A 20,918-nucleotide genomic window follows, 5' to 3' on the forward strand; every position below is an offset into this window, starting at 1 on the left:
GGAAGGTGCGCCAGGGCCAAAGAGCGGACAGAGGCCTCACGGCATCCGCGTGGTACGGCGTACCCGCGTCCCCCGACGACACAGGTGCGCTCGGCCGTCTCCTAGAAGACGCCCGGTAGCACTTCCTCCCGAGCCTGTGCGTAGCTGTCCTCGTGTTCGTCCAGGTAGCCCTGCCACGCCTGGGCGTCCCAGATCTCGAGCCGCGTGATCGCGCCGATCACCACGCATTCCTTGTTCAGCCCGGCATAGCGGCGCAGCTCCGGCGCAATGGCGATGCGCCCTTGCCCGTCCGGGCGTTGCTCGTCCGTCCCGGCGAACAGGTAGCGCTGGTAGGCCCGTACCGCCTCGTTCGTGAACGGGGCTTCGGCGACCTTCCGAGCCATCTGCTCGAACTCGGCGCGGGGGAAGACGAAGAGACAGTGGTCCTGCCCCTTGGTGACCATCAGCCCGCCGGCCAAGGCATCGCGGAACTTCGCGGGCAGCGTGAGCCGCCCTTTGTCGTCCAGTTTCGGGGTGTGGGTGCCGAGGAACACCGGCCACCACCTCCCTGCCATTTCCGGTTGGCTCCCCACCCGGATCCGGCCCCGGGGCTCCCTTCCGCCCCACTGCGCACCACCGTACCCCACTTTTCACCACAGTCAACGAGTCTGCCGCGCGCGCCACTCCGTCGTGTCAGGTGTTTGTGCAGGTCACGAAGGTGGGTGACGGTGGGGGGTGGGTGGGGGGACCGTGGTGAAGATCCCCCGCACCGGGGTCCCGGGCAACCTCGCGGGACGTGAAACGTCCGTGTTTCCCCAGGATGGCGGGCGCAGTGGGGCCTGGTGGGGGACGGGGGTGGGGCTCAGTGGGGAGTGGCGGTGGGGCTCAGTGGGGAGCCGGGGTGGGGAGCAGGGGTGGCCGTCCACGTGCGACAGTCCACTTCAGACCTCCGTCACCGCACCAGCTGCAGCACCCGCTCGGAAAGCCGCGCACCGTCCACCGGGGACACTGTCACCCAGTCCGCGGCCGCCGAAGGGACCGCGGAGTACGCGCCCGCGTCGGTGTCGAACCAGGTCAGCCCGCCTACGCGGGAAAGCCGCCCGTCGCGGGTACGCGTGTGCACCGTGAACTGACCCGCCGCATACACCGGCCGGGACTGGATCGTCCGCAGTTCCGCACTGTCCGGAGGTGGGCCCTCCGTGGGAAGGCGGACGCCGTAGCCGGGGCCGGGGGTGAGCTCCGGCAGGACGTCCACGATCGACGACGCCAGCTCGCTTTCCCCGATACCGCTCACGCCGATCGTCCGCGACGGCTGGACCGCCAGCACCGCGGTCCTGTCCCGCAGCGCGGCCACGGCGCGGAACGGTTCGTCGGCGGTCATGTCCGCAAGGGCCTCGCACGACACATACACGTCCGCGGAAGCCAGCAGCCGCAAGCGGTTCTCCAGTGCCGCGTCGAGGCGGCCGTCGAAAAGGCCCCGCTCGCCGAGGTTGCGGTAGACCTCCGTGCGGATCGCGTCGCGGGCGGCCGCGGTCTCCCCCACGCTGGGTACCGAAAGCGGCACCGGCGGGCGGTCGAGGCCGAGGTCGGCCCAGACGATGTCGAACGCCGACGCCGACAGCCGGATCAAGCCGGCTCCGCGCCGAGGGCCGGGACCGCCGGGAACTCGTGGCCCGGCACGAGCCCGCGCAGGGCGGTGTCGCGGGTGCGCAGGACGTCGATCGCCTTCTGCCGGGCCGCATCGGCTTCGGCGCGGCGCGCGTCCATGGTGAACGACAGCCCGGCCAGCTCCGCCAGGTTCCCGCTCGCCGCGGCGGAGCGGATCATCGCCGCCGGGTCGAAGCCGACCGGCGCCGGCATGTCCGCCCGCGCCCGCGCGGCGACCTCGGCCTGCCCGCCGACGGCCTCCCCGACCGCCGCCGACACCGACGACGTCTCGGCCAGCCAGCCGGCCGCCTTCCCGAGCAGCGCCCGCATCGCGTCGCCGGATCCGCCTTGCCAGGTCTCCTCGCTGCCGGTCGACAGCGCGACGAGCCCGCCGATCGACTCCCGCAGCCGCCGCGACAACTCCGCCCACTGCGCACCCGACTGGCCTGCCGCAGCCGGGTCGTTGCCGTCCAGCGCCAGTGCGGCGAGCGCGGCGTGACTCAACGCTTCGTAGCGCGCCGTCGGCTCGGGAGCGGCCGGGGAATCGGTCACGACAGTCCTCCTCGCACGAGGTTCACGGCAGCTTCGGTTCGACCAGCCCGGCCACCGCCGACGCCCGTGAGCAGGCGAGCGTGGTGTCGGTGAAACTCGCATTGCTGACGTCCACCTGCACACTCGACTTCCCGCGAATGTCGAGCAGCACCGCGCACGTGCCCCGGCCGGACACCTGCACCGCCTGATGCGCGCCGACGTCCTTCTTCGTGCGCTTGCCCTCGGAGACGTCGAGGTTGGCCAGCGCATTGGTCTCGTCGAGCGTGATCGTGAGGCCGAAGGTGGACGGCACCGTCCAGTCGCACGCGCGCGCCTCGCCGATCGTCTTCGCCTTGCCCACCGTGCTGATCCCGGCGGTGGAACGGTCCTGGGGCGACAGCAGTGTGCACGGGTCGAGCGCGGCCAGCGAAGGCGTGGACGGAGCAGGAGCCGGAGCCGCGTGCGGTGCGGCAGGCGCCCGGCCGCAGGCGGACAGCACGACGGCGCAGAGAAGCAGAAGCGCGGCGCGGTCAGCCACCAGTGCAGTCCACTCCCTCGGCGGCCTCGCCGTCCTGCTCGCGGTAGCGCTCCAGCGCGCGGCCGATGCGCTTCTTGAGCCCGGCGATCTCCTTGCCGAACGCGGTGAGCTGCTCGACCGCCGAGCCGTCGCCGCCGAGCCCGTACCGCGCCATGAACACGCCGACCTCGCCGGCGTACCCACCGCCCAGCGGCACCGACCGGCCGAGCACGGCCGCCTCGCGCACCATCTCGCCGACGACGTCCTGCAGCTCACCCAGCTTCGCGTACGTGGCCGTGGCCAGCTCCGGCGTGACCGAGAACCGGCCGCCGGGCAGTCCGGGGATCCCGGGCAGCCGTACCGCCTCGGCCTCGCTCATCTGCGGGTGCGCCTCTCCGTGACGACGTGCTGACCACGTGTTCTCGCTACGCAGCATACGACAGCGCGGACGGTCAGCGGGAGCACCCGAAAATGCCTCATAATCACCCGGAAGAAGCAGAATGGGTATTGCCGTCCGTCAGCATCGGAGGATCGCGGGGTTCCGCCGCCGAGCTCGCCCGGGTTTGACACACTGGAGGGAAGGCTGGGCGCTGCGAACGACCGGCGGTCCCGTTCAGCCATGCGCCACCAGGAGGTCGAGTGACGTCGAGAATCCAGTCCGCCTCCCCTGCCGGACCGCAGGGGAACGCGACGGGGCAGCCGCTGTACCCGGCGGCAGGCGGCCCGGACGGGCGAGGCGAGCACCGCGCGCCGAGAGCCTCTCTCGACGAGCTGCACGACACGGCCCGCCGGATCGCCGCGAACGTCGAGCGAGTCCTGGTCGGCAAGCCGGACGTCATCCGGATCGCGCTGGTGACCCTCCTGGCCGAGGGTCACCTGCTCGTGGAGGACGTGCCGGGCGTCGGCAAGACGTCGCTGGCCAAGGCGCTCGCCCGGTCGATCGACTGCACCGTCAGCCGCGTCCAGTTCACGCCCGACCTGCTGCCCAGCGACGTCACCGGCGTCTCCATCTACAACCGGCAGACCGGCGAGTTCGAGTTCCGGCCCGGCCCGGTGTTCGCGAACATCGTGGTGGGCGACGAGATCAACCGGGCCTCGCCGAAAACGCAGTCCGCGCTGCTGGAGTGCATGGAGGAGCACCAGGTCACGGTCGACACGAGCACGTACCTGCTCGGCGCGCCGTTCATGGTGCTGGCCACGCAGAACCCGATCGAGATGGAAGGCACCTACGCGCTGCCGGAAGCCCAGCGCGACCGGTTCACCGCGCGGGTGTCCATCGGCTACCCCGACCAGCAGGCCGAGCTCGCCATGGTCGACGAGCACGCGGGGCACAACCCGCTCGCGGACCTGCAGCCGGTGTCCGATGGGGCCACCGTGCTGCGGCTGATCGAGACCGTCCGCGCCGTGCACATGGCGCCGGAGGTCCGCCGGTACGCAGTCGACATCGCAGCCGCGACGCGGCAGGTGCCGGAGATCCGGCTGGGTGCGTCGCCGCGGGCGACGCTGCACCTGGTCCGGGCAGCACGGGCGCAGGCCGCGCTGTCCGGACGCGAGTACGTGGTGCCCGACGACCTGCACACGGTCGCGGTCCCCGTGCTGGCGCACCGGCTGGTGCTCACCACCGAGGCGCACGCCGCCCGCCGTTCGGCGACCGACGTGGTCCGCGCGGTGCTGCACCGCGTTCCCGTCCCCCAGGGCTCGGCCCGCTGAGGCGTCCCCGCTACCCGATTCGAGAAACCGCATGCTGCGCGCGCTGTCCGGCCTCACCACCCGTGGCCGTTGCCTACTGGCCGCCGGGATCGCGGCCGCGGTGTGCTCGCTGGTGCTCAACGAACGCGACCTGCTGCGGGTCGCGGTGTTCGTGATCGCCCTGCCGCTGCTGGTCGCCGCCTACATCTCGGCGACCCGGCTGCGCCTGGGTGCCGCGCGGACGCTGCGGCCGGACCGCGTGTCGGTCGGTGCCACCGGCGAGGCAGACCTGGAGCTCTGGCGCAGCGGACGGCTGCCCGGCGGCGAGGTGCTGCTGGAGGACGGCGTGCCGTACGGCCTGGGCACCCGGCCGCGGTTCGTGGTCGAGCGGCTGCCGCACGACCGCCGCGTGCTGCTGCGGTACCCGCTGCAGCCGGGGATGCGCGGGATCCAGCAGGTCGGCCCGCTGCGCGCGACGATCACCGACCCGTTCGGGCTGTGCGAGTTCGAACGGGAGCTGATCGGGCATTCGCGGCTGGTGGTCGTCCCGCGCGTGGTGCCGCTGTGGGACCTGCCGGGCGGCGCGGGCGTCGGCGCGGGGGACGACGGGAGCATCCGGCTGCACGCCGGGCAGGGTGAGCCGGACGTGATCGTGCGGCATTACCGCACCGGCGACGACATGCGGAAGGTGCACTGGCGCTCCACGGCGCGCCGCGACGAGATCATGGTGCGCGTGGAAGAACGCCCGTGGCGAGGCGGTACCACGGTCCTGCTCGACCATCGCGCGGCCGCGCACCACGGCAGCGGACCGGCCGCGAGCCTCGAGTGGGCGGTGTCGTTCGCCGCGTCGGTGGCGCTGCACCTGCGCCGCACCGGGCACCGCGTCCGGCTGGTCACCGAGCACGCAGTCGCGCTGGCCGACACCCCGGGCGACGCCGGAGAGGGTTACGACAACGTCGTGCTCGACGCGCTGGCCGCGCTGCAACCGGCGCACCAGCGCGACATCACGCTCGGCCACGATCCGGCGGAAGGACAGGAACTGATCGCGATCCTGGGCACGGTGAGCGCGGAGTCGGTGCACGAGCTGACGCGCTACCGGCCGCGGGGAATCCGCAGCCTCGCGGTCCTGCTGGACACGCCGAGCTGGGCGGGCTCCGCTTCCCCCGGTCATCTGGCGGCCGCGACGGAGGATTCGGCAGGTCTGCTCCGCGGTGCCGGATGGGGCGTCGTGGTGGCCGGTCCGCAGACGCCGATGCCCCAGGTGTGGGGTCAGCTCTGCCGAACCGGTACCAACCGCTCCACGGTGATCGGCGGCACGCGATGAACCGGGTCACGCGATGGGGAGACGGACCCGGGGCCGGGGGTCCGCGATGACCACCACCGCTCCCCGGCCGCCGGTCGCGCCGCCGATTCCGCACACGCCCACGCCACAGCCGTCGGACCCGCCGCCCGCGTGGCGCAGCAGCCTGCTGCCGCCGCTGGCCGCCGGGGTCGCGACGCTGTGCGCGGCCACGTCGCTCACCAGCGTCGTCTCCGGCTGGGCCTGGTTCGGGTACCTGATCGTCGCGGTGGTGCTGGTCGCGGCCACCGGGCTCGCGCTGCGGTCACTGCGCGCACCGACCGTCGTCGCCGGGTTCGGGCAGCTGTTCGTGCTGCTGTTCCTGATCACCGGGGCGTTCACGACGCAGGGCGTGCTCAAGATCTTCCCCGGCCCGACGGCGTTCGGCGAACTGCAGGCCACGCTCGCCGCGGCGGCCGACCAGATCCGGGTCGGCCTTGCGCCGGTGGACAGCACGCAGCCGATCCTGTGCCTGGTCACGATCGCGATCGGGCTGGTCGCGGTGCTCGTCGACACGCTCGCCGTGGCTGCTGCGGCACCGGCGGCCACCGGGCTGGTGCTGCTGTGCGTGTACGCGGTGCCGGCGGCGCTGTCGGACGAAGTGCTGCCCTGGTGGACGTTCCTGCTCGGCGCGGCGGCCTTCGCGGGCCTGCTCGTGCTCGACGGCAACCACCGGCACCGCCGCTGGCGCAACCGCGACGCACCCGGGTCGGGCGGCACCGCGCAGCTCGTCCAGGCGCCGGTCGCGGTGGTGAGCGCGGCGATCGTGCTGGGCCTGCTCGGCGGCGGGATCACGTGGGTCGGCACGGTCGGCAAGATCCCGTTCGGCTCGGGGCCCGGCGGCAGCGGCGACGGGACCGGCGGGTTCGGCATCGCGCCGTTCACGCAGCTGCGCGGCCTGCTCGACCAGGGCCAGAACACCGAGCTGTTCCAGGTCCGCGGCCTCGGTTCGGACCGGCGGATGCTGCGCGCGTTCACCCTCGACACGTACACGCCGAACAAGGGCTGGGGCCTGCGCGCGGGCGGACAGGCGCAGTCCGGCGTGCTCGCGAACAGCACGCTGCCCGCCGCGCCCGGCGACGACGGGACCGGGGTGTCGCGGCAGATCCAGATCCAGCCCACCCGCTGGGTCGACAACTGGCTGCCGATCTACGGTGCTCCCCGTTCGCTGCAAGGGGTCCCGCCGCAATGGCTGTACGACCGGGTGAGCGGTTCGGTCTTCACCACGTCGAGCGAACCGGCGCCGCCCTATGTGGAAACCGCGTCGCTGAAGGAGCCGACGGCCGCGGAACTGCGGAACGTCGCACCGAAATCGGATGAAGTACCCGCGTCGTACTCTCGGATCGACCGGGTCGACCCGCGCGTGGTCGCGAAGACCGAGCAGCTCATCGCGGGCAAGACGAACAACTTCGACCGGGCCTCGGCGCTGTGGCAGTTCTTCAGTGCGCAGAACGGTTTCGTGTACGACACGAAGACCGCCGCCGCCACCGACTCCGACGCGCTCGCCGACTTCATCCTCAAGGGAAAACGGGGCTACTGCGAGCAATACGCGTCGGCGATGGCCGTGATGCTGCGGGTCGCACACATCCCGGCGCGGGTCGCGATCGGGTTCACCCCGGGCGTGCGGAAGGGCGACTACCAGTCGATCAGCTCGCAGGACGCACACGCGTGGGTCGAGGCGTACTTCGGGGACAAGGGCTGGGTCACGTTCGACCCGACGCCGCTCGCGGACGGCCGCGGCATCGTCCCGCCGTACCTGCAGCAGAACAGCCAGAACCCGCAACAGCCCAACTCGGCCGACGACCTGCCGACCGCCCCGCGCACGACCACCCCGTCCGCAGGCGGTTCGGTCGACAAGAGCCAGGACCAGGCCACGCCGGCCACTCCCGCAGACACCACCCCGGACGACAGCTGGCTGGTCTGGCTGGCCCTGACCCTGGCCGCCCTTGGCGGAGCTGCCGTGGTGACGTCGTACGTCCTCCGCCGCCGCCCGGCCCCCGCCGGTCCGGTGCCGATGTCCGGCGTCCCCCCCGACGGCGACCTGCTCGTCCGCACCCCGGTAGCCCAGCAGTCCCCGCTGCGGCTGGCGGTGCTGTGGCTGCCGCTCACCGGAGCGGTGCTGCTGGTGGCCGCGCTCGGCTTCCTGGCGGGGATGGTGTCCTGGTGGTTCGCGGTGTTCGTGGTGCTGGTGCTGATAGTGGCGGGCGGCCCGGCCGCCCTCCGGGACCTCATGCGCCGCCGCCACCTGCACACGATCGCGACCCACTCCCCCGGCGCCGCAGACGCCGCGTGGCGTGAGCTGAAAGCCGAATGCACCGACCGCGACCTGCCGATCGCCGACAGCGACACAATCCGCGTGGCAGGCGGGAAAATCGCCGAACGGCACCACCTGGACGACTCGGGGCGGGAAAGCCTGCGGGTGGTGTTGAGCGCCGTGGAACGCGACTGGTACGGCGAGGAGACCACGCCGGACCCGACGCTGGAGCCCGCGTTCGGGCGCTTGCGGGAGAGCTTGCGCCGTACGGCACCGCTGTCGTTCCGGGGAAGGCTCTTCCCACGATCGGTGTTACGCCGACGCCGGTAGTCCTGGTGGCGGGGTTGCGGGGTTTGGGTTGTGCCCTGCCGGTCCGCCCTCGCGTCCGGCCAGGGTCTGCCGTAGCTGCCTTCGCCGCGCCAGGTCGCCTGTACCGCCGAACTGCGCCGACTCGAAGGCTGACCCGTCCTCCGAACCGCGCTCGCCGGACGGACACTCCCCACCGCGGCAGGTCCCTCACCTCACGGTCCCCGGCAGGCTCCCGCCAGGGACGCCAGCCCTGCCTGTGCGCGCAGTCCCAGCCGAAACCAGCTTCCGTCGCCACCAGCCCGAAACGCCACCACACCGCCCGAGACGATGCCGGTCACCGGAAGCAGATCTTCCCCGCACGCGTCGCCGGACACCCGACCATCCACAACGCGCCCACCGGAGGCCAATCGCGCACCGCGCGTCTCCGGACACCCGACCATCCGCAGCTCGCCACCGGAAGCCGATCGCGCGTCGCCGCCTCGTACCGGAGCCGATCTTCCGCCGCGTCACCGCCAACCGGTCCGCCGGAACCGCGCGGCCGCCACAGCTCAACGCAAGCGGAGTCCTCCCGCGCGGCCCACCGCCCACCCATGATCTGTGTCCCGCTAATCGGTGCGCGCAGGCCGCCCACGAGAAATCCGCGCTCCACCCAGCGGGCGAAGCGCGGATCCGGGCGTGCCGCTACTGCCCTTCGAAGCGCTGGCGGAACCGTTCTTCCATCCGCTGCGTGAACGAGCTCTTGCGACCGGGCTGCTTGCCACCTCCGCCGCCACCGTCGTCGTGGGAGCTGGAGCCGCTGTCGCTCTGACGGAGCGACGTCACGGCCATCATGACCCCGAAGAACATCACGAGGAACCCGAGCACGCTGACCACCGGGATGTCGGCGACCCGCAGCACGGGTAGCACGACACCGAGCACCAGCAGCGCAACGCCCACCACGAACAGGGCGATCCCCTGGATGCGCCGACGGCGCGCGGGACGGCGCAACCGGGTGCCACGCACCGTGGATGCGAACTTGGGGTCCTCGGCATAGAGCTCGCGCTCGATCTGGTCGAGCAGCCGCTGCTCATGCTCGGAGAGTGGCATCTTTCCTCCTCCGGCACAGCTGTCGCGGGCGCCGGGCCGCGCAACGTCCTGGACCCAACAGCCAACCCCAGGCGGGGTGGCACTGTCCAGGATACGAGCCCCGCGCGCGTCCGACTACCCGATCCCCGATCCGGAAATGATCGATTCGGGGGAAATCCCGGCAGAAGGGGGTTGACAGTGGGTCACCGCGACCGAAGTCACCCCCATCAGCCCAGTTCAAGACCGGTAGCCGCCCGACCGGCCTCCCCCGGGCGGGGTCCCTCGTCACGGAGAGCACCCGCCTCTGCACTGCTTTCCCGACGACCTGACGACGATTCCGGCCCGATCTTCCGCCGATCGATACCACCCGCCACGATCTCACGTCATCACGTCGAAGTCCGGCAATCACCCACGCCCTGCCAGGCGCGGACAAAAGTGACTCAGCGCAACCACGATCCGGAAAACCGAACCCGATCGGCACCGGCGCGAAAGGTCCCCTCGGTCACGAATTGACCACCTGCCGGCGATCCCGGCAAACCCCGACCACGAACACCGCGGCGATGCGCATCGCCCGCCTCCGCTCGACGACTTACCGCACCCCGACCTCGCACCGGATGAGCCACGGCAGCCCGGTACCGCTGCACTCACGCGACAGAAGTCGGCGGGCGACCAGCATTGCACCGGCCGTCCTTGCCGCAGTGACTTCGTCGGCGGAGAACCCGGGAGACACAAGCAAATCCCACCTACGCGCGGCCCGCACTCCGCTGGGGTGGATGTCGGCTGGAACGGCCCGCAGGCTGGAGTGCGATCGGATCGGTCGATGGGGTGAGTCGGGCTCGGTGAACGGCCCGGGCATCAAGAACCTGGCGGCTCGATCGGGCTCAGCCGCGACTCGACGACACGGTCAGGGCAACCGGGCGAGCCGCGGGTACGCCCGCCCGATCCCGGTCGCCGGAGGTCGTCGCCCCTTCGGCGAGCCAGCGCAGTCCTGCTGATCCCCAAGCCACAAGCGGCACCCACCAAACCCCGCCGACCAACCCGACCCGGCAGTGCCCAAACTGGCCAGCCCAGCCAAGCCAACCTCCTCCGACTCGGCCGTACCCAAACTGGCCGGCCCAGCCAGCGCGGCTCGGCCAACCCGGCCCAGCCCAGTCCGGTCAACCGGCCCAGCCCAACCCAGCCGAGCCCAGTCACCCAGCCGAGTCCGCCGGTCAACCGACCCACCGGCCCCACCCGGCCCAGCCCAACCCGGCCACCCAGCGCAGCCCGGCCAACCTCCGCAAGCCCGGCCCAGCCCAACCCAACCTGGCCAAGCTCCGACCCGGCCCAGCCCAGCCCAGCCGGAACCAGCGCCGTACCGCTCACTCCTCCCGTGGCGCCAGCAGTGAAGCGGGCCGAATAGCGCCCAACCCGAACCTCAACCGGGCCCCGTCCGCCGCCACTTCGGCGTCGCGCCAGCGGGGTTCGGCTGTCGTGAACGTCAGCTGCTGGCCCTCCTCCGCCGTTTCGAGGCCTTCCACTCGCACGCCGATCAGGCGGACCGCTCCCGTCGGGGCGTGTTCCGCCAGCAGTTCCACGGCCGTGCGGTGGATGTCGCGGGCCACGTCCGTCGACGTGGGCACTGTGCGGGCTCGGGTGATCGTGCGGAAATCCGCGAAGCGGACCTTGATCGACACCGTACGGCCGCGCAGGCCACGTGACCGCAGCGTCGCCCCGACGCGTTCGGACAGGCGCAGCAGTTCCACGCCCAGGTGGTCGCGGGCCTGGACGTCCACGTCGAAAGTGTGTTCCGCGCCGATCGACTTCTCCGCCGACTCCGGTTCCACCGCTCGCTCGTCGTGGCCGTTCGCCAAAGCCCACAGGTGATCCCCGGCCGCGCGGCCCACTGCGCGCCGCAGCCGGGCGGGCGGGGTGGCTGCCACGTCCGCGATCGTGTGCCACCCGTGTTTGCGCAGCTGCTCCTCCGTGCGCTTTCCGACTCCCCACAGCGCCGACACCGGCAGCGGATGCAGGAACTCCACCGTCTCCGGCGCGGGGACGATCACCATCCCGTCCGGTTTCGCCATTCCGGACGCCAGTTTGGCCACGAATTTCACCTTCGCGACCCCGACCGAGCACGTGATCCCGTGTTCCGCCTCCACCCGCGCACGGATTCGTGCCCCCAGCTCGCCCGGAGTGGCCCCCAGCCTCCGCAGGGCGCCGCCGACGTCCAGGAAGGCCTCGTCCAGGCTCAGCGGCTCCACCAGCGGTGTCAGCTCCCGGAAAATCCCCATGACTCCCCGCGACACCTCGCCGTACAACCCCGCGGTGGGCTGGATGCACACCAGCTGCGGGCACAGCCGCTTGGCCGTGGCGAACGGCATCGCCGAGCGCACGCCGAAGCGCCGCGCCGGATAGCTGGCCGCGGCGACGACCGATCGCGGGCCCCCGCCGGACACGACCACCGGCAAGCCCGCCAGCTCTGGTCGCGTGCGCAGTTCACATGACACGAAGAACGCGTCCATGTCCACGTGCAAGATCGCGCAGCCGGTGTCGTCCGGCAGCGCGGTGGCGCCCGTGGTGACGCGGTAGCGGGCCATCCCGCTCGGCAGTTCTGCGTTTCTCCCCACCCCGCGGACGTTACCGCCCACCCCCGACAATTCCGGGGCGATCAGCGCTACGGTCTCCGCATGAACGGCTCGCCGTGGTGGTCCCGGGTACTCATGTTCGTCGCCGGCTGCCTGGTCGTCGTGGGGATGGCGGGGTTTTTCAGCAACATCAACCCGGTCATCAACGGCGACGCCGTCGAGTGCGGCCACAACCGGATGCAGCCCGACGATCACTGCGTCTACGGCGGTGGCGGCGGCGAGGGCGCCAGCTATGAGGAAGTCCGTGCCACCGAAGCGCGGCAGAAGAACCAGGGCTACCTGGGGATCGGCATCGGCGCCCTCGGACTGGCCATCTTCGCCGGGCGCGGCGTCGTCGCTTGGGCCGGCTACCGCAAACCCCGCCGCATCACCCGCAAGCCCCGCGGCATCACCCGCTAGACGCGCCGCATCACCCGTAAACCCCGCCGCATCGCCCGCTAGGCGCGCCGCGCGATCGCGTGCAGCCGCCCGGCCACGTCGAGCAGCGCCGGAACCTTCGCGGACGCCAGCTCGAACTCCGCCAGCTCGTCCTCGCGGACCTCGCCCGGCACCACGTCCGAGATCACCCGGTCGCCCTGCAGCAGCGTGACCTCGAGCCCCGCGGCGACCAGCGATTCGGTGAGCCCGGAACTGTCGTACCGCCGCAGTACGGTGTCGCCCGTGACGATCCCCTCGGCACTTTCCAGCAACCGCTGTGCCTCCCCGATCCGGCCGGCCAGCGCGCGATGCAGCACGGCCGCGTTGCGGTTGGCCACGAGCACCGACACTGCGCCACCTGCGGAGACGGCCGTCGCCAGAGCGTCGAGCACCGCGCGCGGTTCGTCCACCACCTCCAGCAAGCCGTGCGCCAGCACCAGATCAGCAGAACCCGCGGGGACGTGCGCGCCGAGCGCATCGGAGTCGTCCGCGATCACCGTGATGCGGTTCGAGACCCCCTCCTCCTCGGCGCGGCGGCGCAGCGTCGCGAGCGCGTTCGGATTCGGCTCGACCACGGTCACCAGGCATCCGGCCGACGCGAACGGCACCGCCCAGCCACCGCTCCCGCCGCCGACGTCGACGACGACCGGCTGCTCCACCCCACGGGCGCGCGCGGCCCGCAGCTCGGCCTCGAGCGCCCGGCGAACGGCGCCCGAACCCCGGGCGGCCACGGTGTCGGTCTTCATGGGCGACAGGGTAGTAGCCGCCGGTCACCCGCCGTGACCCGCGTGGGCGTCGCGTTCGCCACCTTCCGGGCTACCGCCTCCGCGCGCGGCCCGTAGGCTGTGTCGAGTGCACACGGTCGCCGTTCTCAGCCTCAAGGGTGGCGTCGGCAAAACGACGGTCGCGCTCGGTATCGCGTCGGCCGCTCTGCGTAGGGGTACCCGCACGCTCGTCGCCGACCTCGACCCCCAGGGCAACGCCACCACCTCGCTCGATCCGCCCTACACCGACGCGACACTCGCCGACGTGCTCGAGACCCCGGCCCGCGCCGTGCTCGAACGCGCGATCGCGCCGAGCGTGTGGAGCGAGGACATCGACGTGCTCGTCGGCGCCGAGGATCTGGAGGCGCTCAACGAGCCCGGCTCCGACGGACGGCGGCTGGAAAACCTGTCCCGCGCGCTCGACGAGCTGCATCAGAATCCGCTGCGCGAGGACCCGTACGAGCTGGTGATCGTCGACTGCCCGCCCTCGCTCGGGAGGTTGACCAAATCCGCGCTCGTCGCGGCCGACAGCGCGCTGATTGTGACGGAGCCCACGATGTACGCGGTGGCCGGCGCCCAGCGCGCGCTCGAGGCGATCGAGCGGATCCGCGAGGAGAGCAACCCGACGCTGCGCCCGATCGGCGTGCTGGTGAACAAGCTGCGCGTGCGGTCGTACGAGCATCAGTTCCGGGTCGGCGAACTGCGCGAGAACTTCGGGTCGCTCGTGATGCCGACGGCGATCCCGGACCGGCTCGCTGTGCAGCAGGCGCAGGGCGCGTGCAGCCCAATCCACGAGTGGCACTCCCCCGGTGCGCAGGAGATCGCGCTCACGTTCAACATGGTGCTGGCCAAAATCCTGCGTTCCAGCCGGGCCGGGCGGCACCGCGTGCGCGGCGAGGACGACGCCGCGCAGCCGGAAGTGTCGGAAACCGCGGGCTGAACCGTGCCCGAGGGTGACACCGTATTCCTCGCCGGAAAGCTCCTCGACCGCGCGCTCGCCGGGAAAACCTTGGTGCGCGGCGAATTCCGGCATCCGCAACTGGCCACTGTGGACCTTTCCGGCCGCGAGGTACACGGTGTCGGCACCGTCGGCAAACACCTCTTCACCCGTTTCTCCGGCGACCTGACCCTGCACAGCCACCTGCGAATGGACGGCAGCTGGCAGATCCAGCCCGCGGGGGCGAAGTGGCCGATGCCCGCGCACCACGCACGGGTCGTGCTGACCACAACGGACGTCCAGGCCATCGGATTCCGGTTGCACGACTTGAAATTGGTCCCGACTGCCGGGGAACACGACCTCGTCGCGCACCTCGGCCCGGACTTGCTCGATCCACAATGGACGGACGAACACGCGGCCACCGCGGCAGCGAACCTGGCCGCGAAACCGGACCGCGAACTCGGCGACGCACTGCTCGATCAACGGGTCATGGCCGGCGTCGGCAACTTGTACAAGGTGGAGATCTGCTTTCTGCTGCACGTTTCCCCGTGGACCCGGGTGTCCGAAGTGGACACTGGACGCGCCGTCGCGCTCGCCCGGAAGCTGCTGGTGGCCAACGCATGGCGGCACGAGCAGGTGACCACCGGCGACCTCCGCCGCGGACGGCGGACCTGGGTCTACGAGCGCACCCGGCAGGGCTGCTTCCGCTGCGGCGGGCCGGTGCTGGTGCGGCAGCAGGGTGACGGACCGTATCGCAGGCCGACCTGGTGCTGCCCGCGCTGTCAGCCCGGTCCGGTGCCCCCGGAGTGACCGCCGCGCAAATGATGTTGCCGGACGGCGAGGTTCGCGGCTAGCGTGGCAGTACACGAGAGAGGAGGTGGTCCTAAGTTGTATTCACACAGGACTCGTGAGGTGGCTGTCCGCTAGCGGATGGCGCGCGTAGGGACTTTGAGCAGCGATACAACCAGAGCCACCTTCGGCTCATCGCCTGCTTCGCGTGCTGCCTGCGAGTGAAAACCAGGCAGTCACCGGGTTCCCGGGGTTCTCGAGCACCGGTCCGGCTCGGGCCCGGACGCTGACGGCGTCCGGGAGGCACCCCGGGAATTTCCCCTTTCTCCCCCCTGCGGACGGCGCAGGTGGCTAGGCTCGGGGCATGCTCAGGCCGGACTACCCGATCAGCACCGAGCGCCTCCGTCTGCGCCCCTTCCGGGCCGATGATCTCGACGCCCTGAACTCCTTCCAGTCCCGCGCGGACGTCGCCCGCTACCTCTACTGGGGCCCGCGCAGCCGCGCCGAATCCGCCGCCGCCCTCGCCAAGCGCATCCACAGCGCGACGCTGACGCGGGAGGGGCAGTTCCTTGCGGTCGCCGTGGAACTCGTCGAAACCGGGCAGCTGATCGGCGACCTCAATCTCGAGTACCTCAGCGCGGAGCACCGCCAGGGCGAGATCGGGTTCGTGTTCCATCCGGATCACCATGGGAAGGGGCTGGCGCTGGAAGCCGCCCGTGAGCTGCTGCGGCTCGGGTTCGAGGACCTGGGGCTGCATCGGGTGGTCGGGCGGTGCGATGGGCGGAATGCGGCTTCGGCGGCGTTGATGGAGCGGCTGGGGATGCGACGGGAGGCGCATTTGCGGGAGAACGAGCGGGTCAAGGGCGAGTGGACCGACGAACTGGTGTACGCGATGCTCGAGCGCGAGTGGGAGGGGTCTGGTCGGCCGTTGTGAGTCGCGGTGGGGCACCCCGAAGCCGGAATTGTGACTACGTGCGGAGGGTGGTTGTCAAGGCGGGAAAGATGCCTTGACAACCACCCTCCGCACGTGTTTTGGTTCCGTGAAGGTGGCCTTCACGGACGGCGGGCGGCCGGGCAGATGCGCGTGGGCGATGCGGGACACATGTGCGGGTGGGTCGTTCGTGCTGGGGCGGGGTGATGGGGCAGCATGAGGGGCGTGCTCTTCGATCGGATTGTTCGGCCCTCCCTGTATCGGCTGGCGTTTCACGACCCGGAGGTCGTGCACGAGCGCACGGTTTCGCTGCTGAGCCGGGCGGGGGGTGCGCTTCGGCCGGTCTCGCGGTGGTATCGCACCGACGATCCCGTCTCCGTGCTCGGGCTTCGGTTTCCCAATCGGGTCGGGCTGGCTGCCGGGATGGACAAGGACGGGCGGGCGCTCGGTGCGTGGCCTGCGCTCGGGTTCGGGTTCGTCGAGGTCGGCACGGTCACCCGGCATGCGCAGCCCGGTAATCCCAAGCCTCGGCTCTACAGTCTTCCGGCCAGTGACGCCGTCATCAACCGCATGGGGTTCAACAACGACGGGGCGCAGGCGCTGGCCGACCGGCTCGCCAGGGGCGGGAAACCTCGCGTGCCGCTGGGGGTCAGTATCGGCAAGTCGAAGGTCACGCCGCTGGAGGAGGCCGTCGAGGATTACCGGTACTCGTTGCGCGTTCTGCATCCCTACGCCGACTACTTCGCGATCAACGTCAGCTCTCCGAATACCCCGGGACTCCGTGCGCTGCAAGACAAAGCCGCGCTCGCCGGGTTGCTTGCCGAGCTGAAGACGATCAGTGGCAGCACTCCGCTGCTGGTCAAGGTCGCCCCCGATCTCACCGACGACGCGCTCACCGAACTCCTCGACGTGTGCCTCGAGCACGGCGTATCCGGGATCATCGCGACCAACACGACACTCGCCCGTACCGGGATCGCGCCTGCCGAGGCCACGCTGGCCGCGGAGACCGGCGGGCTGTCCGGTCGTCCGCTCACCGAGCGCTCGGCCGAGGTCGTGCGCTTCGTCTGCAAGGAGACCGGCGGGAAGCTGCCGATCATCGGCGTCGGCGGCATTCTCGGCGCCGACGACGCCCTCCGCATGCTCGACGCCGGCGCCAGCCTCGTGCAGCTCTACACCGGATTCGCGCTGCACGGGCCGGGGCTCGTGCGCCGGGTCAGCCGGGGAATCGCGGGCCGGCCGTGCTGACGAACCGCAGGTAGCCCCGCCACGACGCATAGCGGTCCAGGCCTTCACCGCCCGCCGCCGCGGCCGGTTCGCACAGTACCGCGAGCGGCGTGCTGCCGTCCTCCAGTTCGACCCGGCCGAGCACGAACGGCGCCGGCAAGCCCGCCGTGAACCGGCCGAGCGCTGCCGGGGACAGCTGCCAGCGCTCGCCGTCGATCCCGGCCGAGCCGGGGATCACGCCGGGCTGCACCGGGGTGACGTTCTCGAGCAGCACGAGCCGGTAGCGCTCAGCGGTCCGGACCAATCCGCCAAAACGGGCGCCACGCAGCTCGCTGTGCAACGGCTGGCCGCAGAGATGCGCGCCGAACACGACGACGTCGACGACCTCCGCGGAGTACGGCTCCGGCGCCTGCTCGCCGGTGAGCACGGTGGCGAGGTCGATGCCGATCTGGTCTTCGAACGCCCGCGTGACCACCGTGATCCCGTACGGCCGCCGCTCCCCCGACACGGTCACCGCGGCGAGGTCGAGGACGTTCAACGCCGTTTCGCGGATGCCGGAGGTCGGCAGGAGGAGCGCGTCGAGCGCGCCCAGGGTGAGGCCGGAGCTCGGGACCAGCACCGCACCGGAGGCCTCCAACGACGCTGCTGCCACGTCGAGCACCCTCCGCGCGGGTAGCGGAAGCCTGGTCTTCGCGGGAATCCCGAGCCGCGGCCGGTTCCCGGCAGCGAGCCGGAGGTCCGCTGGCCACGCGCGGACGTCCGGGTCGGCGCCATCGGGCCCGATCATCGCGGCGACGGCACGCTGGCCGATGGTGAGGCTGTGCGCGAAGACCGAAATGCAGTCCGCCGCGTCCAGGCGCACGCCGGTGCGCGGGATGAGACCCTTCGTCGGTTTGAGGCCGACCACGCCGGACGGCGCGGTGAGTTCCCGCGCGGACGTGCTGAGCGCCAGGTCGGCAAATGCTTCGACGACGGTGATTTCCGGGTCCGCGGCGGTCGTCCCGAGCACCACGGCACCGGCGCCGGTGAGCCGCGCGACCGCGGTGGCCTGGGCGTCGAAGCACCCGTCGACCGCGTAGACGATCCCGGCGAGCGGGAGGTTTTCCCCGGCATGGACGTGCTCGTCGACGGCCTTCGCCTCGACGAGGACTTCCTCCATCGTGCGCAGAGCAGCCCACAACTCGGGACGATCGGCTTTGGCGATCCGCTCGAACGCGGTCCGCACACGCTCGTGCGCACTGGGCGGCGGGAGGGGAATGGGTTCCGGTTCCGGCGGGAGCGTGGTCATCGGGAATCCTTTCCTCGGCGGGATCGGAGGAGTCCACTGTCCGGCACCGCGGAACCTCAGCCCACGGCGCCGGACCTGGCGGGTGCGTTCGCCAACCTCATGGGAAAAACGTTAAACCGCAAAGGTTTCCACCACCAGCAGGATCGGATTACACGATTGTTGCGGTGTGCGGGGAGAAATCACGCACCGTCGCGGCCCGGTGCGGCCGCTGCGCCGGCCGGAATCCGAAACTCGGCCATCAGGACGGTGTTCCGGCGCAGGTCGGGGAGGGTGGCGGGCGTGGCCGGGTTTCGGGCGAGGTCGGCGGCGGGCAAGGTTCGGGGCCGGGGTGCGGCCGTTCGGGGCAGTGGCGGGCTCGACCGGAAGCCGGAGGTTGCAGCTGGGGTGATCACCCTCTGGCCGGGCGCGACGGCCCGACCGCGCGAGAGCAGCCCGGGTGTCGAGCGGCGAGCCCATGCCCGCCGGACCGGCCCTCACCAGGTGTCATCTGCACATTCCCGCCGCGCGCCGCATCGATCGGCGCCGCGGTCAACCCGCCTTCGCCAGGCCCACTCGCGACCGGAGTCCGTCCCCGGCTCAGCCCAGGTCTTTCAGCGCCAGCGCCAGCCCGGCCAGGCGGTCCGTAGCGTCGGTCAGTGAATCCCTCGACGTGCCCATTCCGTTGCTGCTTGCCGCCACCGCGCGGCCTGCTGCGGCGACCAGGCCGCCGTAGCCGTCGAGGCCGTCGTCCAGTTGTTCGCGCAGCTTGGTGACTGCGGTGTGCAGGGCGGCGCGTTCGCGTTCCGGGGCGGCGTTGCGGCCGCGTTCGATGGCTTGGATTCGGTCGGCCAGGGAGCGCAGTGCGCGGGCCGCCTCGTCGGCCGTGGCGCGGGCGTCGGCTACCGAGACCTCGGGTACGGCCGTGGTACCCAGCGACGTGGGCACCGACAGCTGACGCAGGAGTTCGCGCAGTGACGCCTCCGACTCGGCCAGTCGTTCCATCGGCTCGCGGGCGATCGACCCGGCCGGTGGCAGCGGCGGCGGGGCACTCGGGGCCGCGGGCAGTTCGAGTTTCTTCAGTTCCCGCAGCCGCAAGCCGGTGCGGACGCTGAACGTGCCGAACACCAGCGTCGCGAAGCCGGCGAACACTGCTTGCCCGATTTCCGGACCGGTCGCGCTGCCGATCAGGCCGGTCCCGGCCAGGACGGTGATCACCCCGAGCAGGATGGTGACCAGAATCCACAGCGTGAGCACCCGCGAGGTACGCCGGACGCGACGCTGGTGCTTGGCCGTCGGCTCGTTCCAGCGCTGCCATTTCGCGCGGGCCTCGGCGACCGCGGGTACCTGGTCGGCGACCGCCGAGAAGGACGGCCGCGGAGCAGGAGGCTGGGGCCGAGCGGGCTTCCCGCCGGTCTGCTCGACCGGCGGGAAGTACCGCTGCAGTTTTTCCTGGGCCCGCTGGGCGTAGTCGGGCAGCCGCTCGAGGTGCTTCTCGAGCTTGGCGTTGAACTCGCTGAAGTCCCGCCGCTTGGTCATCCCGCCCCCTGCGCTGCCCGTGCCCGGCCGCTCAGGCCGGGTTCTTGCCCTGCTCGGCCTGCACGCGGGCCTGGATCTCCCGCTGGATGTCCGCGCCGCCGGTGCCGGCCGCATTGCCGGAAGGCGCCTTCGCCGCGGCGGCGCCGCCGTCGGTGACCTGCGCGACCGAGTCCCCGCGCATCGAGGCGCGGATCTGCTCCAGGCGCGAGTGCCCGGCCATCTGCGTGGCCGACTCCTGGACCTCCATCATGCGGCCCTGCACCGAGTTCTGCGCCAGCTCGGCCGAACCCAGCGCCGTGGTGTAGCGCTTCTCGATCTTGTCGCGGACCTCTTCCAGCGACGGCGTGTTGCCCGGCGCGGCCAGCTGGCTCATCTGGTTCAGCGAAGCGGAGACCTGCTCCTGCATCTTCGCCTGCTCCAGCTGCGAGAGCAGCTTGGTGCGCTCGGCCAGCTTCTGCTGCAGCATCGTGGCGTTGCGCTCGACGGCCTGCTTGGCCTGCGCCGCCGCCTGCAGCGACTGGTCGTGCAGCGTCTTCAGGTCTTCGATGCTCTGCTCGGCCGTGACGAGCTGCGCGGCGAAGCTCTCCGCCGCCGTCTCGAACTGGGTGGCCTTCGCCTCGTCGCCCTTGCCGCGGGCCTCGTCGGCCAGCACCAGCGCCTGGCGCGTGGACGCCTGCAGCTTCTCGACCTCGCCGAGCTGCCGGTTGAGCTTCATCTCCAGCTGCCGCTGGTTGCCGATCACGGAGGCGGCCTGCTGCGTGAGCGCCTGGTGGTTGCGCTGCGCCTCCTCGATGGCCTGCTGGATCTGTACCTTCGGGTCGGCATGCTCGTCGATCTTCGACGAGAACGCCGCCATCATGTACTTCCAGAACTTCACGAACGGGTTGGCCATCTCCTCCGCCTGCCTTCTTGCGTCCCACGGGCCTTGAGTTACCTCGAGGTGGGGTCGTCACTCCCAGAACCAACTAGTCACCCAACGTCCCTACCCCGGCGTTGGGTTCCATCGTGTCAGGTCGGCCCCGCGCGTTCCAGGCGACCCCGGGGGAATTCAGGGTCGGCCCTGACCCGATCGGCCCCAAGAGGCACTGACCGGGGC

At 71.3% G+C, this 20,918-nt stretch carries 19 protein-coding genes; 8 read left to right on the forward strand and 11 right to left on the reverse strand.

The genetic code is table 11. The features are described from left to right. Window positions 1–101: 101 nt before the first annotated feature. The 5 genes from mraZ to OO71_RS25120 all read right to left on the reverse strand — a co-directional run bounded on the left by mraZ (window position 102) and on the right by OO71_RS25120 (window position 3,053). Window positions 102–533, reverse strand: coding sequence for a division/cell wall cluster transcriptional repressor MraZ (mraZ, locus tag OO71_RS25100; protein WP_033292350.1), 432 nt, complete (start codon window positions 531–533; stop codon window positions 102–104). 398 nt (window positions 534–931) lie between these two features. Then, complete coding sequence (locus tag OO71_RS25105; protein ID WP_033292351.1) at window positions 932–1,609, reverse strand: ESX secretion-associated protein EspG; 678 nt, start codon at window positions 1,607–1,609, stop codon at window positions 932–934. Then, the gene (locus OO71_RS25110; RefSeq protein WP_033292352.1) at window positions 1,606–2,178 is read right to left on the reverse strand and encodes a PE-PGRS family protein; all 573 of its coding nucleotides are present in this window, start codon (window positions 2,176–2,178) and stop codon (window positions 1,606–1,608) included. The genes OO71_RS25105 and OO71_RS25110 overlap by 4 nt, the downstream gene beginning before the upstream one ends. Window positions 2,179–2,200: 22 nt before the next feature. After that, a complete protein-coding gene (locus OO71_RS25115) occupies window positions 2,201–2,695 on the reverse strand; it encodes a DUF3558 family protein (protein ID WP_084145264.1) in 495 nt (164 codons plus the stop codon). Continuing rightward, window positions 2,688–3,053: a hypothetical protein gene (locus tag OO71_RS25120; RefSeq protein ID WP_033292353.1), complete on the reverse strand. Its 366-nt coding sequence runs from the start codon at window positions 3,051–3,053 to the stop codon at window positions 2,688–2,690. Before OO71_RS25120 ends, OO71_RS25115 begins: the two co-directional genes overlap by 8 nt. Window positions 3,054–3,313: 260 nt before the next feature. Between OO71_RS25120 and OO71_RS25125 the strand changes: the two genes are divergently transcribed. Genes OO71_RS25125 through OO71_RS25135 form a run of 3 tightly spaced genes read left to right on the forward strand, consistent with a single transcriptional unit; the run spans window position 3,314 to window position 8,286 of the window. After that, a complete protein-coding gene (locus OO71_RS25125; RefSeq protein ID WP_033292354.1) occupies window positions 3,314–4,384 on the forward strand; it encodes an AAA family ATPase in 1,071 nt (356 codons plus the stop codon). 31 nt (window positions 4,385–4,415) lie between these two features. After that, window positions 4,416–5,687: a DUF58 domain-containing protein gene (locus OO71_RS25130; protein ID WP_033292355.1), complete on the forward strand. Its 1,272-nt coding sequence runs from the start codon at window positions 4,416–4,418 to the stop codon at window positions 5,685–5,687. Between the two features lie 46 nt (window positions 5,688–5,733). Continuing rightward, complete coding sequence (locus OO71_RS25135) at window positions 5,734–8,286, forward strand: transglutaminase TgpA family protein (RefSeq protein ID WP_033292356.1); 2,553 nt, start codon at window positions 5,734–5,736, stop codon at window positions 8,284–8,286. A gap of 660 nt (window positions 8,287–8,946) precedes the next feature. Here the strand turns inward: OO71_RS25135 and OO71_RS25140 are convergent. Next, window positions 8,947–9,351: a DUF3040 domain-containing protein gene (locus OO71_RS25140; protein WP_033292357.1), complete on the reverse strand. Its 405-nt coding sequence runs from the start codon at window positions 9,349–9,351 to the stop codon at window positions 8,947–8,949. 1,340 nt (window positions 9,352–10,691) lie between these two features. Beyond that, a complete protein-coding gene (dinB, locus tag OO71_RS25145; RefSeq protein ID WP_033292358.1) occupies window positions 10,692–11,909 on the reverse strand; it encodes a DNA polymerase IV in 1,218 nt (405 codons plus the stop codon). A gap of 90 nt (window positions 11,910–11,999) precedes the next feature. On the opposite strand from dinB, the gene OO71_RS25150 reads away from it, so the two are divergent. Further along, window positions 12,000–12,356: a hypothetical protein gene (locus OO71_RS25150; protein ID WP_051792098.1), complete on the forward strand. Its 357-nt coding sequence runs from the start codon at window positions 12,000–12,002 to the stop codon at window positions 12,354–12,356. A gap of 38 nt (window positions 12,357–12,394) precedes the next feature. Here OO71_RS25150 and OO71_RS25155 read toward each other — a convergent pair whose 3' ends face one another. Then, the gene (locus tag OO71_RS25155; RefSeq protein ID WP_033292359.1) at window positions 12,395–13,120 is read right to left on the reverse strand and encodes a methyltransferase domain-containing protein; all 726 of its coding nucleotides are present in this window, start codon (window positions 13,118–13,120) and stop codon (window positions 12,395–12,397) included. A 106-nt stretch (window positions 13,121–13,226) separates the two neighbouring features. Between OO71_RS25155 and OO71_RS25160 the strand changes: the two genes are divergently transcribed. From OO71_RS25160 to OO71_RS25175, 4 genes are all read left to right on the forward strand, one after another. Further along, complete coding sequence (locus OO71_RS25160) at window positions 13,227–14,078, forward strand: ParA family protein (protein ID WP_033292360.1); 852 nt, start codon at window positions 13,227–13,229, stop codon at window positions 14,076–14,078. A 3-nt stretch (window positions 14,079–14,081) separates the two neighbouring features. Further along, window positions 14,082–14,885, forward strand: a complete 804-nt coding sequence (locus OO71_RS25165; protein ID WP_033292361.1) for a DNA-formamidopyrimidine glycosylase family protein — start codon at window positions 14,082–14,084, stop codon at window positions 14,883–14,885. Window positions 14,886–15,228: 343 nt separating this feature from the next. Continuing rightward, window positions 15,229–15,798, forward strand: a complete 570-nt coding sequence (locus OO71_RS25170) for a GNAT family N-acetyltransferase (protein WP_033292362.1) — start codon at window positions 15,229–15,231, stop codon at window positions 15,796–15,798. A gap of 222 nt (window positions 15,799–16,020) precedes the next feature. Next, complete coding sequence (locus OO71_RS25175) at window positions 16,021–17,040, forward strand: quinone-dependent dihydroorotate dehydrogenase (protein ID WP_033292363.1); 1,020 nt, start codon at window positions 16,021–16,023, stop codon at window positions 17,038–17,040. On the opposite strand, the gene OO71_RS25180 is transcribed toward OO71_RS25175, so the two are convergent. The 3 genes from OO71_RS25180 to OO71_RS25190 form a co-directional block, all read right to left on the reverse strand. Then, complete coding sequence (locus tag OO71_RS25180) at window positions 17,009–18,307, reverse strand: allophanate hydrolase-related protein (RefSeq protein ID WP_033292364.1); 1,299 nt, start codon at window positions 18,305–18,307, stop codon at window positions 17,009–17,011. The two genes, OO71_RS25175 and OO71_RS25180, sit on opposite strands and share 32 nt — an antisense overlap. Window positions 18,308–18,883: 576 nt before the next feature. Beyond that, the gene (pspM, locus tag OO71_RS25185) at window positions 18,884–19,822 is read right to left on the reverse strand and encodes a phage shock envelope stress response protein PspM (RefSeq protein ID WP_033292365.1); all 939 of its coding nucleotides are present in this window, start codon (window positions 19,820–19,822) and stop codon (window positions 18,884–18,886) included. A 31-nt stretch (window positions 19,823–19,853) separates the two neighbouring features. Then, window positions 19,854–20,714, reverse strand: coding sequence for a PspA/IM30 family protein (locus OO71_RS25190; RefSeq protein ID WP_033292366.1), 861 nt, complete (start codon window positions 20,712–20,714; stop codon window positions 19,854–19,856). Between the last annotated feature and the right edge of the window lie 204 nt (window positions 20,715–20,918).

The organism is Amycolatopsis jejuensis, from assembly GCF_000717335.1.
Classification (GTDB): domain Bacteria; phylum Actinomycetota; class Actinomycetes; order Mycobacteriales; family Pseudonocardiaceae; genus Amycolatopsis; species Amycolatopsis jejuensis.

Coding starts and splice junctions, on each gene's coding strand:
- OO71_RS25155 (WP_033292359.1), bottom strand. CDS start 13,120: ATGAAGACCGACACCGTGGCCGCCCGGGGTTCGGGCGCCGTTCGCCGG.
- OO71_RS25140 (WP_033292357.1), bottom strand. CDS start 9,351: ATGCCACTCTCCGAGCATGAGCAGCGGCTGCTCGACCAGATCGAGCGC.
- OO71_RS25135 (WP_033292356.1), top strand. CDS start 5,734: ATGACCACCACCGCTCCCCGGCCGCCGGTCGCGCCGCCGATTCCGCAC.
- OO71_RS25120 (WP_033292353.1), bottom strand. CDS start 3,053: ATGAGCGAGGCCGAGGCGGTACGGCTGCCCGGGATCCCCGGACTGCCC.
- dinB (WP_033292358.1), bottom strand. CDS start 11,909: ATGGCCCGCTACCGCGTCACCACGGGCGCCACCGCGCTGCCGGACGAC.
- pspM (WP_033292365.1), bottom strand. CDS start 19,822: ATGACCAAGCGGCGGGACTTCAGCGAGTTCAACGCCAAGCTCGAGAAG.
- OO71_RS25150 (WP_051792098.1), top strand. CDS start 12,000: ATGAACGGCTCGCCGTGGTGGTCCCGGGTACTCATGTTCGTCGCCGGC.
- OO71_RS25130 (WP_033292355.1), top strand. CDS start 4,416: ATGCTGCGCGCGCTGTCCGGCCTCACCACCCGTGGCCGTTGCCTACTG.
- OO71_RS25190 (WP_033292366.1), bottom strand. CDS start 20,714: ATGGCCAACCCGTTCGTGAAGTTCTGGAAGTACATGATGGCGGCGTTC.
- OO71_RS25180 (WP_033292364.1), bottom strand. CDS start 18,307: ATGACCACGCTCCCGCCGGAACCGGAACCCATTCCCCTCCCGCCGCCC.
- OO71_RS25170 (WP_033292362.1), top strand. CDS start 15,229: ATGCTCAGGCCGGACTACCCGATCAGCACCGAGCGCCTCCGTCTGCGC.